The following is a 16,772-nucleotide window of genomic DNA, read 5'->3' on the forward strand; positions in this document are numbered from 1 at the left end:
TTTTTTGTTATCAATATTCAAAAGCCCGAATTTATAATTCGGGCTTTTGTTTTTTTAAGATTTTTCTTCTGTATATTAAACCCAAATTACGCACTAGGCTTTAAGTCGTAAAAGCTTTCATTCAATAAGATAGATTTTGCAAACATATTTTAGCAATGCTGTCAATCAACAAATTAAACAAGAAACATCTTTTCAAATGCTTAATCTGGGTTAAACCTTCAGTGTTTTTTTAGCCAAGGAAGCCATAAAGCCTCCGAGCAAAAAGCCTACACCCGCACCATAGAGAATATCTAAAGGAAAATGGACACCAAGATAAATACGACTATACGCTACTAGAGCAGCCCAGATGAACATAATCCAAGGTAGAAAGAAATGCTTGGTTCTAAGCAATATCGTAGAAAAGATTGCCAAGAAAAAAGAATTGGAAGCGTGGGCAGAATAAAAACCATATTGCCCTCCGCAGACCACCTTACGCATCATCGCATTAAGAGAGGCATCGTGGCACGGTCTTAGGCGTTCTAGTCCGTTTTTAAAAATCCCAGACAATTGGTCTGATATGGTAATGCCCAAAGCAATGAAAATAAGGATGTAAACCAAATTTCGCCAGCCATAAGCTTTAAAAAAAAGATACAAAAGGGTAGCATAAAAAGGCAACCACACCAATGTTCCAGAAACCATCTTCCAGAAATTGTCATAAGCGGGCGTTCCCAGATTATTGAGGAATAAAAATAAAGCTTTATCCCAAGCGATTATCTCCGTCATTGTTTATCGGCTTACAGGTCCTTCATAGGCTTCATCATCAGCGGGCTTCACCTTTGGTTTGGCTGCAGATGTTGTTTCATCAATATTGATAGAAACCGATTCTTTAATCCCGTCTATCTCTTTTTTCACTTCATTCATCGGGTTATATTCCTTAGCGGCTTCCTTCACTTTCTCTATTTCACGCTTAATTTCGGAGACTGGGTTATCTGCCTCCTTCATTATTTCACTTTTTATATCTTCCATTGCACCACGCATCTTACGCACGCCAATTCCTAAATCTCGTGCAATGGTAGGCAACTTACTAGGCCCGAATAATACAATGATGGCGATGGCAATGACCACCATTTCCATAAATCCTAATTCCATTCTGCTAAAATACGAAACATTTTTTAACCTTAAACCTTGATTTTAAATTTTTAACGCTATAAGCTTTAAGTATCAAGCTATAAGCTGTAATTCAATAAAGTGGATTTTAAAATGGTTTTTAATAGTTTTATTAATTTACAATATATCAATAACTTATTAAAAAAACACAACTTTAATCTTTCCTCCTTCCACTCATCCCATAGCGATAGATGAAAAAGGCACTGAATGCCATCAATAAAAATCCTAAGAAGAAAGGAGCACCTGCAAACTGAAAAGGAGCTTCAGAATGGGTGAAATAATAGAAAACATTAGTCATCAAAGGAGGTCCTATAATAGAGGTTAAACTCACCATACTGGTAAGCACCCCTTGGATGTCCCCTTGTTCATTAGCTGGCACCTTAGAAGTAATTACGGATTGTAACGCTGGTCCTGCAATACCTCCCAAGGTATAAATTCCTAAAAAGGCAAACATCATCCAAGGCTGATTGGCAAAAGCAAACAATAACATTCCTAAGGCATAAGCTATAAATCCGTACAAAATACTTCTATCATTTCCTATTTTAGGATGAAGTTTTCTGATTAAAAAGCCTTGTACCAAAGCGGTAAGCCCACCCATCACTCCAAGGGAAATTCCTACCATTTTCTCATCCCATTGGAAACGATACATCGTAAAATAAGCCCAATTGGTCTGTACAGCGTGCCCTGCAATATAGACTAAAAACCACGCCACCAATAGTTTAATAAGCTCTGGATATTGCCTTACCTGATAAAATCCTCCAATAGGATTGGCTCGTTTCCAGCTAAAATCTCTACGATGATTTTTATCCAGACTTTCTGGCAAAATGAATACGCCATAAACAAAATTAAGCAAACATAATATCCCCGCTGCAATAAATGGCACCCTTGCACCATATTGCCCTAATAAACCGCCTAAAACAGGGCCTATAATAAACCCTAAGCCAAAAGCAGCTCCTATCAGTCCAAAGTTTTTTGCTCTATTGCTATCATCAGAAATATCGGCAATGTAAGCACTGGCTGTGGTAATACTGGCTCCTGTGATTCCAGAAAACAAACGACCTACAAAAAGCCAAAATATGGTAGGTGCCCACGCCTGCAAGAAAAAATTGATGGAAAACCCCAATAAAGAAAATAGAATAACGGGTCGCCGACCATATTGATCGCTCAAATTTCCCAAAATAGGAGCAAAAACAAACTGCATAGACGCATACAGAAAACTAAGCCAGCCTCCATATTTTGCTGCTTCAGAAACATCGGCTTGTATCAGCTCTTCTATCAGTTTAGGAACTACAGGAATCACGATTCCCCACCCTGTGATGTCTATCAGCAGCGTGATGAAGATAAATCCCATAGCAGCAGATTTATTTTTTGGTTTCATCATAATAAAATTGCAAAAAAATATTTAGTGATTATCCTACTCTTTCAAATATCCCGTTGAGCAGCATAAAAACCACTCCTAAGAAAATCCATATCCTTAGCAAATTGACCAGCCAATACATCCTTTTGAACCTGAAAAAAAAGATTGGCAGTAAGGATAATAACAATATCACGATGGATAAGGAAAAATAGACTATCAACAGATGGTGTTCCAAGATGTGCTGTACCACCAAAAAGGAAATCCAAGCGTTGGCAATCAGCAATATTGAAAGTACTATTGTAGTGGCTTTGATTCCTAAAACATTGGGCAATGTTCTATATCCGAAAATGGTATCAGGGCGAAGGGTTAAAATATCTTTCAAAATATCCACTATCAGAAGGATTAAAAATAAAAACATCGCCATCCAAAATAGTTTCCACGAAAAATGCTGATAATAAACCAACATTCCAAAAAATGGATATAAGGTAAGCGAAACGAAAGTTAGATTATTCACCATCAAGATTTTGCTTAGCTTATGACTATAAAACCACATCATAAACTGATACAGCAGAAAGAAAACAAATATCCTTGGCGAAAGCAAGACTGCAATACCGAGCGAAATGATATTCAGAATGATATATGAATACAAAAAATACTTTTGTTTCAGGAAACTTTGCAGTTTTGTTCTAAAAGGCTTCTGTAGTTGGTCTTTTTCAAAATCATAAAACTGATTGATAATGCCTCCCGAAGCAATGCTAAGTAGTGAGCATAGAATAATGCCGTGAACTTTATAATCAAACACGAAGTTCCTCAGGCTTTCCTCTTGGCTAAACAAGAAAAAAGTGGAAACATACAGCGTAAAGGTGAATAAAAGAAGCATAAAAATCCTTGCCCCAAGTAGTAAACTTACCAGCTGAGACATTCTAACGATGAAAGATTTTTTTGCCATCATACACTTAGTTAAAACCAAAGACGCGAGCCTCATCGCCGCGTCTCCTCCATATTTTAAAATCAGGAAAATTAGAATCTATAAATAACCTCTTTATTAAATCCTTTCAGTAAAGACTCTGCTTTTTCATAATCTTTAGAAAAGCCTAGAATATAGCCTCCGCCTCCACTACCACAGAGTTTCAGATAATACGCATTGGTATCCAAACCTTTTTTCCACGCCTTGTAAAGACTTTCGGGAATCATCGGTTTAAAGTGGTCATAAGCCCAAATGGATAGTTTTTTCAGATGGGTAAAAAATGGATTCATTTCCTTTTTCAGAAACGCGTCAATACACGCATTATTGTATCGTATAAATTCTTCCTTCAAGGTTTTTCTAAATCCTTCGGTTTTCATTTTCTCAAAGAAAATCTGCACCATAGGCTCGGTTTCGCCCACCATTCCAGAGTCGATAAGGAAAATGGCACCCTTGCCTTCCTCCTGCTTTGGGATAGCTACTTTATCTACACTTTCTCTATTTTCTATGAGAATGGGTAGATTCATATAGCAAATCAGAGGGTCTATGCCAGAGCTTTTTCCGTGGAAATAACTTTCCAAAAGACCAAATACTTTTTTCAGTTCTTTTAGCTGGTCTTTACTGATGGTTTCTGGATTGTATTTTTGGAAGGAATACCTCTCAAAAATTGCTGCTACCAAAGCACCTGAACTCCCCACGCCGTAGCCTTGTGGAATGTTGCTATCAAAAGACAAACCTTGGGAAATTTCCTTTTTGAAAGTTTCTACATCCAGCTGAAATTCCTTTGGCAATGCCAACTGCTCTAAGTATTCTGAATATTTTCTAAGACTTTCGTTAGATTTTTTTTCAAAATCAGTATCCAACTGAGAGAACTTCATTGTTCCCTTATAGAAGCTGTACGGAAGCGTCAAACCTTGGGAGTCTTCTATGATTCCGTATTCCCCAAAGAGTAAAATTTTAGCGTAAAATAGAGGATTCGCCATAGTTTTATTGAGTGGTTTTGCAAAACTGATGCAAAGATACACATTTTGTTTGGTTCAGTTTTCTTATTATCAATTTTTAAGCCAAAATGTGATTATTCTTTTAGCCTTTATTGCCCCGCAGTTTTAGAGAACATTTTCACTTTAACGAAACGAATCATCACCAATCCCAATAAGAAAAATACCACCATAGAGAGTGCTGCAAATCTCATATTGTTGAAATGGTCTATCAGAGTTGCAAAAATGAAAGTTCCTAAAATAATTGCCAGTTTTTCTAAAACATCATAAAAGCTGAAAAAAGTGGTATTATCCATAGAGTCTTCTGGCAAAAGCTTAGAATATGTAGAACGAGACATTGCCTGAAGCCCTCCCATTACCAATCCTACAATAGCCGCAACGCCGTAAAACTGATACTCTACCGTTGGATTTTCTTTATTGAGGAAATAAGCCCATAGACACGCCACAATCCAAAGGATAACGGCTATAGAAATCACATTCTTATTCCCTATTTTTCTGGAAAGTCTCGAGAAAAATATCGCACCGATGATGGCTTCTATTTGGATTACCAATAGGGTTCCTATCAGCTTTCCTTGGTCTAGATTAATTTCACTTTTTCCGAATAAAGTTGCCATCAGAAAAATGGTTTGCATCCCAATGCTATAAAAGAAAAAGCTGGATAAGAAAAATTTGAGATTGGTATTGGAAAACAGCTGATGCCCCACTTTGAAAAGCTCTTTAAAACTCTGCCTTGCTATATCCATATAAAAATGAATATTATCTTTCAAAACCTCAAAAAAGCCACCTTGCTCCTCGTGTTTTTTGAAAATATTTTTATAATTGAGCAGTACCAAATCTTTTGGTAATTTATCTTTCACATTACCAAACTTAGGTAAATGCTTGAAGGTATATTGTGAAAAGCCAAACCACCACGCCCCCGTTAAAAGGAAGCTCACGCGGGTTAAAATCAATCTTTGTTTTTCGGTTTCTGCAATCACCATTATCAATACCAAACAAATAATCACCAAAACGACAGAGCCTATATACCCATAGACATATCCCCGTGCAGATAGAGCATCTTGCCTATCTGGTGTGGCTATATCTGGTAAAAAAGAATTGTAAAAAACCAAACTTCCCCAGAAACCTACACTCGCTGTGATGCTAAACAATAGCCCTAGGAACACATTATTCATCCCTGTGAACATTGCCAATCCCATACAAGAAGTAGCTCCCAAATAACAGAAAAACTGTAAAAAAGACTTCTTGTTTCCAATGGTATCTGCCAAAGACGATAAAAACGGTGAGAGCAAAACCACTATAAAAAATGAAATGGTAAGAGAATAGCCATAGACCGCATCGGGATGGTAACTTTCTCCAAAGAGCTTAATACTATGGCGTACGGGTACATCTATCCAGCGATTTTGCTCTGCGAGATATTCTTTTTTTTCAAACTGAGTGGTAAGAATAGAGAAATATATTGGGAAAATGGTGGAAGTAATCACTAGGGAATAAACAGAGTTTGCCCAGTCATACGCTGCCCAAGCTCTCATTATTTTAGGATTATTTTTGATGCTTCCCAATATAGACGATGGTTGATTTGACATTACAAATAATTTACTAAAACAAAAATATAAAAATCATTTTACTTGGATTCTAAACCATCTCCAAAAATTTCATTGTATCGATATTATCAGCATAGGTGTTCAACTTCGGATGTTGAGCATCGCCAAAGTTTACAGCATCTAAATTTAATTCTGGCTTGGCAACGATACATTGTATCTCATTATTATTTTCTGAAAGGAAGTTTTTCACTTCATCCAAATCTTGATACCGCGAAAAATTCAGCACCGATAGCGGACTAAATAATTGAGAATCTTCCTTTAACATCACAAAATTGTTATCCCAAAATTTTTCTTGATTCAGTAGATAAATCGCTTTGTTATAATCATAGTTATTGGCATAACTGTTATGATTGATTATCTCTCCAAATGCCAAGAAGTTTTCAAACAATCGGTCTAGTTTAAAATCTTGTGGCAAGAACAATCGGGTTACATTACGACATCCTAAACCAAAATATCTGAAAATATCCTCTGCCAATCGTTGCAATTCTTCATCGGTTTCATCACCTTTCAGTACCGCTACAGAAGTTCTATTTTTACGGATAATACTTTTATGATTTTTAAAATAGTATTCCAAATATCTCGCTGTATTATTACTTCCCGTAGCAATCACAGCATCAAAATTTTCCAACTTTTCTACCAATTCATATTTTACATTTCCATTGGAAAAGTCGTTCCATTTCGACAAAAGAAATGGTAAAATTCGTTGGTCTTTAGAAGAAAGTTTAATGAGCGGAATATTTCCACTCAGCACCACAGAAATCACATCGTGAAAACCCACCAAAGGAATATTCCCAGCCAAGATAAGCCCTATTTTCTTGGATTCTACAGTTCGTTTGTAAGCAGAAAGCCATTGCAGAATATTCTTCTCTGTGAGTAAATTTGCCCATTGCTGTAGAGCAAACTTTATATTCTCCTCTGTAAACCAAGGATTTTCCAATTGTGATTTTTTCAATAATCCCAATAGTTCTCGCTCATTATCATCATATTTTGCCTCATCTTTATCCAGAAATAAAGCTAAAAACTGAGACAATTGTACAAGACCTTTTATTTGCAATTCGCTATTCATTTTTTTATGCTTCGTGTTTGATAGATTTTTAGTAATTTTGTGCAAATTTATAAAAATTAAAATCAGCAATGGCGATTATAATAACAGACGAATGTATCAACTGTGGAGCTTGTGAACCAGAATGCCCTAACAATGCAATATATGAAGGTGCCGTAGATTGGAAAGCTTCCGAAGGAACCGCCCTAAGTGGAATGGTAACCCTAAAATCTGGTCTTACTATAGATGCAGACGACCCACAAGCCCCGATAAATGATGATATCTACTTCATCGTTCCAGATAAGTGTACAGAGTGCAAAGGCTTCCACGAAGAGCCTCAATGTGCGGCAGTATGCCCTGTGGACTGCTGTGTGCCAGATGATGACAATGTAGAATCTGAAGAAAGCTTATTGGATAAAAAAGCATTTTTACATAATGAATAGAAAAATTATGCTCCAGTATTTTGGAGCATTTTTTTAGAATGATGTTATAAAAATCACTCCTTATGAAAAAACATAATTTCAGTGCAGGGCCTTGCATCCTTCCCGAAGAGGTTTTTCAGAAATCTGCCGAAGCCATTTTGGATTTTAATGGCATTGGACTTTCGCTTTTAGAAATTTCCCACCGCAGTAAAGATTTCGTAGCCGTAATGGACGAAGCCAGAGCCATCGTGAAAAGACTAATGAACCTAAACGATGAGTACGAAGTGCTGTATCTAGGCGGTGGTGCCAGCTTGCAATTTGCTATGGTGCCGTTCAATCTGATGAACGCTGAAAACGGAAAAGCCGCCTACCTCGATACAGGAACTTGGGCAGCAGGAGCCATTAAAGAAGCTAAAAAGCTGGGACAAGTGGATATTGTAGGTTCTTCCAAAGCTGAGAATTATACTTTTATACCGAAGGATTATGCCGTAGGAAGTGATTATGATTATTTCCATTGCACTTCTAATAATACCATCTATGGCACGCAGATGAAAGCCTTCCCCAAAGTGGATACACGGATGGTATGCGATATGAGTTCGGATATCTTTTCAAGGGTGATAGATTTCTCCCAATTTGACCTTATCTACGCTGGAGCTCAAAAAAATATGGGTCCTGCAGGAACAGTTTTAGTTGTGGTAAAAAAAGAAATTTTAGGCAAAACAGGACGAGATATTCCTTCGTATCTAGATTATTCTCTGCATATTGCCAAAGAGTCTATGTACAATACACCGCCTGTCTTCCCTGTTTATGCCAGTTTGCTCACGCTTCAGCACTTGGAAAACAATGGCGGTATCGCTGCAGCGGAACAAAGAAATATAGCAAAAGTAGAATTGCTCTACAACGAGATTGATGCCAACCCACTCTTTGAAGGTTTTGCCCAAAAAGAAGACCGTTCTCTAATGAATGTTTCCTTTAGGCTAACTGATGATGCACTGAAAGAAACCTTTGATGCCGCTTGGAAAGAAGCGGGAATCAGCGGACTAAACGGACATAGAAGCGTTGGCGGATACCGTGCCAGCATATACAATGCAATGCCTATTGAAAGTGTGAAAGTTTTGGTAGATGTAATGAGAAATTTTAAACCATAAAATACAAATAATGAAAATATTAGCCAATGATGGAATTTCCAAAGCGGGAGAACTAATGCTAAAAGATGCGGGAATGGAGTTTTTGGATATTCGCGTAGCACAGGAGCAATTGTCCAAATTCATCCAAGATCATCAGGTGGATGTTTTATTGGTTCGCAGTGCTACTAAGGTAAGAAAAGACCTCATCGATGCTTGTCCCAGTCTTAAAATCATTGGGAGAGGTGGCGTTGGTATGGACAATATCGATGTGGAATACGCCCGTGAAAAAGGCATCAGCGTTATCAATACGCCATTAGCCTCTTCGCGTTCGGTAGCAGAGATGGTCTTTGCTCACTTTTTTTCCTTAGCGAGATTCCTTCACGAAGCCAATAGAATGATGCCTTTGGAAGGCGAAACGCAGTTTAATGCCCTTAAAAAATCTTATGCCAATGCAATAGAACTCAAAGGAAAAACCTTGGGCGTTATCGGTTTTGGAGGCATCGGAAAAGAAGTCGCAACAATGGGAATTGCCCTTGGAATGAAAGTGAAACTTCTTAGCCAAACGCCTCGCACAGAAACCGTAAGTTTACACTTTTTCGATGGACAGAAAGTAGATTTTGACTTAACCTCCACTAATGACATTGCTACTTTCCTCTCCGATGTGGATTTTCTCAGCATCAACACACCTAAAACCGATGGCTATCTAATAGATACACCACAATTTGAAATGATGAAAGATGGGGTATTTATCGCTAATACCGCAAGAGGTGGCGTCATCAATGAAGTGGCACTTATCGATTTCATTGAAGAAGGAAAAGTAGCTGGAGCCGCATTAGATGTTTTTGAAAATGAACCTCAGCCAGAGTTGGCATTGCTAATGAACCCTCACCTATCCCTATCGCCACACTTAGGAGGCAATACGCTAGATGCTCAAGAAAAAATAGGTACGGAACTTGCTACGCAAATCATAGAATTATCAAGAAAAATATAATTGAAGTATGCCGATATTCAAACCCTTTCGTGGAATAAGACCCAATGATGACTATGTAGAGATTTTTCCTACACATCCTATTGACGGACTTTCACAAGAAGTAATTTTGAAAAAATCTCAAGAAAACAACACTTATATCCAAATGATTAAGCCTTATATCCTGAGCAAATCTAAGGATGTAGATAGAAACTTGAGAAAAATACGACACAGCTTCGAGGAACTTTTAGACAATAAAGTTTTAACCCAAGATGCCTCTTCATACTATTTGTATGAACAGATTTACCCCAACAAGTCGGTATTCCGAGGGCTTCTGGGACTGACCTCTGTGGAGGACTTTTGGAATGGTAAAATTAAACGACACGAGAGTACTATTCCTCAAAAAAAGGAAAAACTAGCGCATTATTTAGAGAAAGTCAACTTGCAGTCAGACCCCGTTCTGCTTACTTATCCTTCCAATCCTAAGGTAGAATTGCTGATGAACCACGAGGAAAAAAGCATTCCTATCCTTTCTTTTGAAGATGATAAAGGCATTAAGCACAAACTTTGGCGAATTGACAACCGCTTGAAAATGCAACAGCTCAAAGAAGTTTTGGACAATGTAGAAGCCTTTTACATTGCAGATGGACACCATAGAATTGGCTCGGCAGCACTCAATGCTAAAAAACAAAAAGAGAAAAACAAAAAACACACAGGGCTGGAGGCGTATAACTTTGTGTACAGCTTCATCGTGTCTAATCAATCCATTAAAATACACGATTATAACCGCGTAGTGAAAGATTTGAACGGATTGTCCCCAGAAGATTTTCTAAAAAAACTCGAAGTTAATTTCAACATCCACGAAAAAGATGAAACGCCATACTTCCCTTCTCAGAAGTTTCATATCTCTATGTATATGAATGGGAAGTTTTACTCTCTTCATCTGAAACACAGCCTGAGAACGCCAGATATGGTAAAAAACCTTATAGACCATCAAGTGGTGGATAATTTAATCTTCAATGATATTTTGAATATTGAAAATACCGATAGTTCGGATAACATCAGCTATATCAAAGGAACCTCATCTGCAGAAGGTATTAAAAGACTGAAAGATGCGGTGGATAGTGGGAAATATGCTGTAGCTTTTGGAATTTATCCCGTAAGTTTTAACGAAATGATTAAAATTTCGGATAACAAAATCAGTATGCCTCCCAAATGCACTTACATAGAGCCTAAACTGATGTCTGCACTGATGATGTACGACATTAAATAAACTTATAAAAACAAAGTAATTAACCCTTTTGAATTTAATTTGAAAGGGTTTTTAGTTTTACTATTTTGGCATTATATTGGCTACTAAATTATTCCGAAAAAATAGACTTAAGAAATTTCCATTCAAATAAAATTTCAAATTAAAAGAAATATTTTTTGTAACCTTTCTTACAGTTTCATCGTACAATTAAACGGAGCCATTAATAAAAGGCATTTAAAAATACAAGAGATAAAAAATGAGACAGTTAAAAATAACCAAGCAAGTTACCAATAGAGAAACCGCCTCTTTGGACAAGTATCTACAAGAAATTGGTAAAGTAGAACTGATTACCGCCGATGAGGAGGTAGAATTGGCCCAAAGAATCCGTGCGGGGGATAGAGTGGCACTAGAAAAACTCATCAAGGCCAACTTGCGTTTCGTGGTATCTGTTTCCAAACAATATCAAAACCAAGGTCTTTCCCTACCCGATTTGATTAACGAAGGAAACCTCGGACTGATGAAAGCCGCTAAAAGATATGATGAAACCAGAGGGTTTAAATTCATTTCATATGCTGTATGGTGGATTCGTCAATCCATCTTGCAAGCATTGGCAGAGCAGTCTAGAATTGTAAGACTTCCACTTAATAAGATTGGTTCTATCAACAAGATTAATAAGGCATACGCTCATTTGGAACAGGAAAATGAAAGACCTCCTTCCCCAGAAGAATTGGCAGAAGTGCTGGATATGAGCGAGGAAGATATCAAAGAATCTATGAAAAACAGTGGGCGTCACCTTTCTATGGATGCTCCGCTCGTGGAGGGTGAAGATAGCAACCTGTACGATGTTCTCCGTTCTGGCGAATCGCCAAGCCCAGATAAAGATTTGATGCTAGAATCTCTTCAGATAGAAATAGAAAGAGCCTTGCAAACGCTTACCCCAAGAGAGGCAGATTTGGTAAGATTATATTTTGGATTGAATGGAAAACACCCTATGACTTTAGAAGAAATAGGCGAAACCTTTGACTTGACCAGAGAAAGGGTAAGACAAATCAAAGAAAAAGCCATCAAAAGATTGAAACACAATACCAGAAGTAAAATTTTGAAATCTTACTTGGGTAAATAATTTTGATTGCAATGTAAATTCAACAAAGTTTAAAAGCTGCCTCTGCATCGGAGGTAGCTTTTAATCATATAAAAATGAGTTTAATATAATTTCATTTTGTAATTACAGATTAAAAATTTTATAGTTAAAAACTCAATCATGGGTTTTATCTTTGCACAAAGAAAAGTGATGAAAAAAATTTTATTTCCTGTCATATTAGTTACTGTAGGTGCAGCTGTTCTCACGGGTTGCATTGCTGCCTATGGCTCTAGTGGACAATTTGTAAAACAATCTGATTTTCCTAAATCTAAGGAAAGCTATAAAATAGTGTACTTTGCCCCAGAAATTGCTCCTGATGTGGATGAAATAAAACCACCTTCTTACCAAGCTTTTTTTGATAGCGTTACCAATAAGCTAAGTCCTTTTGATCAAATCAAGATAGATAGACTACAAACCGTAATGGAATATGATACGGTGGATACCCAAACCATACAAGAGATTTGTAAAAATAATACTGCCAATCTCGTGGTAGTTCCCAAGATACAATATTTCAAAGTAGGACTGGGTAAGTATGTGTTTTCCAATCAGGTAGTGGTGAGTATGAAACTCTACAACGCCGAAGGCGAACTGATAAAAGAAGCCAGCTACGATACCTTCAAAAGAAATAAACGATTGCTAAGAAGCACCGAAAACTCCATCAAAATAGGAACTAATGGCGTAATGAACGACCTCCTTAAAACCATAAAGAAAACCCAACTATCCAGTTGAGTTTTCTACGATATTATACACTTTATCTCTGGTTATAGAATCTTTGCCACTTCATCACAAATCCATTGCAATAATGCTTCATCTTCTTTGGTAAAAGGATTGAGAGAATGAGAATCTATATCAATCTGTCCAATGTTTTTTCCATCTTTAAAAATTGGCACCACAATTTCTGCCTTCGTATCTATGGAACAAGATAGGTAATTATCCTCTTGGGATACATCTGGAACTACAAAAGTCTCATTAGAAACCGCTACTTGCCCACAAATCCCTCTCCCGAAGGGAATCACAGTATGGTCAGTTGCCGCCCCTACATAAGGCCCTAAGACAAGTTCTTCTTTATCTCCATTTCTGAAATAAAATCCCGTCCAATTAAAATACTCTATTTCTTGGTCTAATAACTGACAGATTTTCTTCAGTTTATCGTCTGTATCCGCCGTTGGGCTTTCTAAGATAGACGCTATTCTTTTCTTTAATTCTACCATTTTATTCTTCTATAAAAAATGTTTCTTTATACCCAAAAAGTCCTCGTTCTTTTATCATCTCGGCAACACCTTCTGGCAGTTGATTTTCCCAGCCTTTCTCGTGACTGGTGATTTTTTCTAAAATTTCCCGAGAATAGATTTCGGAATAATTAGGATTATAATCTACAATATCCACTATTTTATCATTGGCAATAAAATATTTATAGAGTTCTTTCAGATTATCGTTCACTTTCAGATTAGTAGAGGTGAGCAGTTCATTGAGTTCACTATCTTTATAAGGGTATAGATATACCTTCATATCCTTCTTGAAAAACTTTCCGAAGGCTTCCAAAATTCCTCCTGGAAGGTGCTGATAATATTCTTCATCAAAAACCATCTGCAAATTATTAACCCCCATCGCTATTCCCATATTTCGGATATTATACGAGCTAAAATACTCGGTAAGTTTATAATATTCTGCAAAGTTAGAAATCATCACCGTATAGCCCAGTTTTGCTAAGACATCTACCCTATCTAGGAAATCTCTTTCGTCTATTTTCCCTGTAGCACGCAGGTTGAAAGTGGTAATTTCAAAAATCACTACGGTATCTTCTATTGTGCTTCCCGTATCTTCTAAAAACATTTTCAACCCACTTTCAAACATATCCACATTCACCAGCGTTACGGGGCGAAAGCTTCCTCTCACCACAAAGACATTCTTCTTATAAATCATATCTGCGGGAAGCATATTTTGTCCTTCAGAATTGAAAATCACCGCATCACACATTCCTTTTTTCACCAATTGCAAAGACATTAGACGATTGTCCACATAAGGAAACGCCGGCCCACCGAAGTGTATCATATCTATTTCTATCCTATCCACCGCAATATCATCGTAAAGGGATTTAATCAGCGTTCTGGGATTATCAAAATGCATAAACGCACCATAGATAAGATTAACGCCCAGATTTCCAAGTGTTTCTTGTTGCAGACTGGCCTCATTTTCTTTAAACTTAATATGCAAGATAATCTCACTATATTCCGCATTAGGAGCGTGCTGAAACATAATGCCTACCCAACCGTGTCCTTTGAAAGTCTTGTGGTAATTAATGGTAGTAACGGTATTGGCATAGGAGAAAAAGCGTCTATTAGGACATTCCGTATTATCCAAACGCTCATCTATCAGCTGGATTTCGTGGCATAGCATTTTTTTCAACCTCGTTTGGGAAACAAATCTATTCTTTTCCTCCTTACCATAGATGGCGTTACTATAATCTTTATCATAGGCAGACATCGCCTTGGCAATGGTTTGCGAAGCTCCACCTGCTCTAAAAAAATGGCGTACCGTCTCTTGCCCTGCTCCAATCTCTGCAAAAGTTCCGTATATATTAGAATCTAAATTAATTGCTAACGCTTTTTGTTTAGGCGTTAAAAATTGCTTTATTTCTGGCATTATTTCAAATTTTTGTAAATTTACAAAAACTTAAGTATATCAAAAAAAATGAAGTTAAAATTTTTAGGCACTGGCACCTCGCAAGGCGTTCCCGTGATTGGCTGTAAATGCGAAGTATGCCAATCTCAAGACCCTAAAGATAAACGATTTAGAGCCTCTGCAATGATAACCACCGATGAAGGTCATAAAATTCTCATCGACTGTGGACCAGATTTTAGGCAACAGATGCTCCATAACAATGAAGACCAAATAGACGCCGTCCTTATCACCCACGAGCATAATGACCATATTATAGGATTGGATGATATGCGTCCTCTCATTTTCAAACAAGGAAGAGCTATAGACATCTACTGTAACCCGAGAGTGGGCAAAGAAATCCAAGCCAGATTTCCCTATGCCTTCGCAGATGAAAAATACCCTGGCGCTCCCTCTTTCAATTTACACCCTATTGAAAATCAGAAATTTAATTTATTAAACACTGAAATTACTCCGATAAAAATCACCCATTTTAAAATTGAAATTTTGGGGTATAAGTTTAAACAATTGGCTTACATTACCGATGCCAGCTTTATCTCTGATGAAGAAAAAGAAAAACTCAAAAACTTGGATGTGCTTATCTTAAATTGTCTCAGAAAAACAGATTACCACCCTGCTCATTTCATATTAGAAGATATTTTAAAACTCAATGAGGAGCTAAAACCAAAGAAAATGTACCTTACACACATCAGCCATCACTTTGGACTATATGAAATCGAAAATCACCAACTACCTGATAACATATCACTTGCATACGATGGATTAGAATTTTCATTTTAAAATTAAAAAAAATATCAAAAAAAGTTTGCACAGAATAAAAATTGGCGTATATTTGCACACCGATTCAAACGAAATGCCCAGGTGGCGGAATTGGTAGACGCGCTGGTCTCAAACACCAGTTCTTAGGAGTGCCGGTTCGATCCCGGCCCTGGGTACAAAACCTCTGAAACATCTGTTTCGGAGGTTTTACTTTTATAATCTCGCACATTCCTTTTTTATAATTCAAACCTATATCGCCTATCCGAAATAAAAGTTTTATCTTTATCAAAAATTTGAGACAACTATTTATGTTTGAATTGAACTATGAACTCACAGGAATTGATACCAAAACTTTTTATGGTGTCCAAAATCAAAATTTCAACCTGATAAAATCCAGCTTCCCTACCCTGAAAATAACAGGAAGAGATAGTTATATCTTCGCTATGGGAACTCAGGAAGCTTTAGATGTTTTAAAACAAAAATTGGATGATATTGTTGCTTTTATTTCCAATCATAATGCTATTTCCATTAAAGAAGTAGAAAGCATCTTGAAAATAAAAGATGAAACAGAGAAGCAACTCATTTTTGACCAAGATATCATAGTAAAAGGCGTTAGCGGTAAAATCATCAAGGCCAAAACCACCAATCTAAAGAAACTGGTAAAGGAAGTAGAACAAAAGGATATGGTATTCGCTATAGGCCCCGCAGGAACGGGAAAAACCTATACCAGCGTGGCTTTGGCAGCAAGAGCCTTAAGGGATAAAGAGGTGAAACGCATCATCCTTACAAGGCCAGCGGTAGAAGCTGGTGAAAGCCTTGGTTTTTTACCTGGGGACTTGAAGGAAAAATTAGACCCTTATTTGCAACCGCTTTATGATGCTCTCAGAGATATGATACCTCACGAGAAATTGGAAAACTTCATAGAGAAAAAAGTCATCGAAGTGGCACCATTAGCCTTTATGCGTGGGAGAACCTTGGACGATGCCTTTGTGATTTTGGATGAAGCTCAGAACACCACCCATTCTCAGATGAAGATGTTCCTTACCAGAATGGGGATGAATGCCAAATTCATCATTACCGGAGACCCTAGCCAAGTAGATCTACCTTTGAAACAAAAATCTGGACTGAGAGAAGCCATCAGAATACTGAAAGATGTCAAGGAGATTGGGTTCATTCACCTTACCGAAGAAGATGTGGTAAGACATCCTGTGGTGAAAAAAATCATCTTAGCCTACAACCAAGAAGAGAAAAGACAGCGAGAGGAAGCATAGTTTTATATGATTCATAATTTTTTTTATATGATTTTGTAAAAGTTTG

The 16,772-nt window shown here is 37.2% G+C and carries 17 protein-coding genes and 1 tRNA gene; 9 read left to right on the forward strand and 9 right to left on the reverse strand.

Going from position 1 to position 16,772, the window contains the following annotated elements; translation table 11 throughout:
* Positions 1 to 210: 210 nt before the first annotated feature.
* The 7 genes from ACFFUE_RS01940 to ACFFUE_RS01970 all read right to left on the reverse strand — a co-directional run bounded on the left by ACFFUE_RS01940 (position 211) and on the right by ACFFUE_RS01970 (position 7,132).
* A complete protein-coding gene (locus ACFFUE_RS01940) occupies positions 211 to 762 on the reverse strand; it encodes a phosphatase PAP2 family protein (RefSeq protein WP_327984788.1) in 552 nt (183 codons plus the stop codon).
* 3 nt (positions 763 to 765) lie between these two features.
* The gene (gene tatB / locus ACFFUE_RS01945; RefSeq protein ID WP_376832355.1) at positions 766 to 1,128 is read right to left on the reverse strand and encodes a Sec-independent protein translocase protein TatB; all 363 of its coding nucleotides are present in this window, start codon (positions 1,126 to 1,128) and stop codon (positions 766 to 768) included.
* A 172-nt stretch (positions 1,129 to 1,300) separates the two neighbouring features.
* Positions 1,301 to 2,524: a TCR/Tet family MFS transporter gene (locus ACFFUE_RS01950; protein ID WP_376832562.1), complete on the reverse strand. Its 1,224-nt coding sequence runs from the start codon at positions 2,522 to 2,524 to the stop codon at positions 1,301 to 1,303.
* Between the two features lie 31 nt (positions 2,525 to 2,555).
* Positions 2,556 to 3,455: a UbiA family prenyltransferase gene (locus ACFFUE_RS01955; RefSeq protein ID WP_376832357.1), complete on the reverse strand. Its 900-nt coding sequence runs from the start codon at positions 3,453 to 3,455 to the stop codon at positions 2,556 to 2,558.
* A 68-nt stretch (positions 3,456 to 3,523) separates the two neighbouring features.
* Positions 3,524 to 4,450 carry a mevalonate kinase family protein gene (locus ACFFUE_RS01960; protein ID WP_376832359.1) on the reverse strand — a complete coding sequence of 309 codons (927 nt, stop codon included), beginning with the start codon at positions 4,448 to 4,450 and terminating at the stop codon, positions 3,524 to 3,526.
* Positions 4,451 to 4,557: 107 nt separating this feature from the next.
* Positions 4,558 to 6,048 (reverse strand): MFS transporter, encoded by a 1,491-nt coding sequence (locus tag ACFFUE_RS01965; protein WP_376832361.1) that lies wholly within the window; start codon positions 6,046 to 6,048, stop codon positions 4,558 to 4,560.
* Between the two features lie 49 nt (positions 6,049 to 6,097).
* Positions 6,098 to 7,132, reverse strand: coding sequence for an acyl-CoA reductase (locus ACFFUE_RS01970; protein ID WP_376832363.1), 1,035 nt, complete (start codon positions 7,130 to 7,132; stop codon positions 6,098 to 6,100).
* A 68-nt stretch (positions 7,133 to 7,200) separates the two neighbouring features.
* Here ACFFUE_RS01970 and ACFFUE_RS01975 point away from each other — a divergent pair, with 68 nt between their 5' ends.
* The 6 genes from ACFFUE_RS01975 to ACFFUE_RS02000 all read left to right on the forward strand — a co-directional run bounded on the left by ACFFUE_RS01975 (position 7,201) and on the right by ACFFUE_RS02000 (position 12,746).
* The gene (locus tag ACFFUE_RS01975; protein WP_327984796.1) at positions 7,201 to 7,551 is read left to right on the forward strand and encodes a 4Fe-4S dicluster domain-containing protein; all 351 of its coding nucleotides are present in this window, start codon (positions 7,201 to 7,203) and stop codon (positions 7,549 to 7,551) included.
* A 62-nt stretch (positions 7,552 to 7,613) separates the two neighbouring features.
* Positions 7,614 to 8,678, forward strand: a complete 1,065-nt coding sequence (serC, locus tag ACFFUE_RS01980; RefSeq protein ID WP_376832366.1) for a 3-phosphoserine/phosphohydroxythreonine transaminase — start codon at positions 7,614 to 7,616, stop codon at positions 8,676 to 8,678.
* Between the two features lie 10 nt (positions 8,679 to 8,688).
* Positions 8,689 to 9,648 carry a D-2-hydroxyacid dehydrogenase gene (locus ACFFUE_RS01985; protein ID WP_376832368.1) on the forward strand — a complete coding sequence of 320 codons (960 nt, stop codon included), beginning with the start codon at positions 8,689 to 8,691 and terminating at the stop codon, positions 9,646 to 9,648.
* Between the two features lie 7 nt (positions 9,649 to 9,655).
* Complete coding sequence (locus tag ACFFUE_RS01990; RefSeq protein ID WP_376832370.1) at positions 9,656 to 10,897, forward strand: DUF1015 domain-containing protein; 1,242 nt, start codon at positions 9,656 to 9,658, stop codon at positions 10,895 to 10,897.
* Between the two features lie 235 nt (positions 10,898 to 11,132).
* Entirely contained in the window at positions 11,133 to 11,999 is an 867-nt protein-coding gene (locus tag ACFFUE_RS01995; protein WP_327984800.1) for a sigma-70 family RNA polymerase sigma factor, read from the forward strand.
* Positions 12,000 to 12,167: 168 nt separating this feature from the next.
* Positions 12,168 to 12,746, forward strand: a complete 579-nt coding sequence (locus tag ACFFUE_RS02000; RefSeq protein WP_327984801.1) for a pyruvate decarboxylase — start codon at positions 12,168 to 12,170, stop codon at positions 12,744 to 12,746.
* Between the two features lie 32 nt (positions 12,747 to 12,778).
* Here ACFFUE_RS02000 and ACFFUE_RS02005 read toward each other — a convergent pair whose 3' ends face one another.
* Both ACFFUE_RS02005 and ACFFUE_RS02010 read right to left on the reverse strand, forming a co-directional pair.
* Positions 12,779 to 13,228: an XrtF-associated fRMsr-like GAF protein gene (locus ACFFUE_RS02005; protein WP_327984802.1), complete on the reverse strand. Its 450-nt coding sequence runs from the start codon at positions 13,226 to 13,228 to the stop codon at positions 12,779 to 12,781.
* A 1-nt stretch (position 13,229) separates the two neighbouring features.
* A complete protein-coding gene (locus ACFFUE_RS02010) occupies positions 13,230 to 14,660 on the reverse strand; it encodes a TonB-dependent receptor (protein WP_376832373.1) in 1,431 nt (476 codons plus the stop codon).
* A 48-nt stretch (positions 14,661 to 14,708) separates the two neighbouring features.
* Between ACFFUE_RS02010 and ACFFUE_RS02015 the strand changes: the two genes are divergently transcribed.
* From ACFFUE_RS02015 to ACFFUE_RS02025, 3 genes are all read left to right on the forward strand, one after another.
* Positions 14,709 to 15,476: an MBL fold metallo-hydrolase gene (locus ACFFUE_RS02015; protein ID WP_376832375.1), complete on the forward strand. Its 768-nt coding sequence runs from the start codon at positions 14,709 to 14,711 to the stop codon at positions 15,474 to 15,476.
* A gap of 75 nt (positions 15,477 to 15,551) precedes the next feature.
* Positions 15,552 to 15,631 (forward strand) — tRNA-Leu (locus tag ACFFUE_RS02020).
* A 132-nt stretch (positions 15,632 to 15,763) separates the two neighbouring features.
* Positions 15,764 to 16,726: a PhoH family protein gene (locus ACFFUE_RS02025; protein ID WP_376832564.1), complete on the forward strand. Its 963-nt coding sequence runs from the start codon at positions 15,764 to 15,766 to the stop codon at positions 16,724 to 16,726.
* Positions 16,727 to 16,772: the final 46 nt, after the last annotated feature.

The organism is Bergeyella porcorum (assembly GCF_042427575.1).
Classification (GTDB): Bacteria; Bacteroidota; Bacteroidia; order Flavobacteriales; family Weeksellaceae; genus Bergeyella; species Bergeyella porcorum.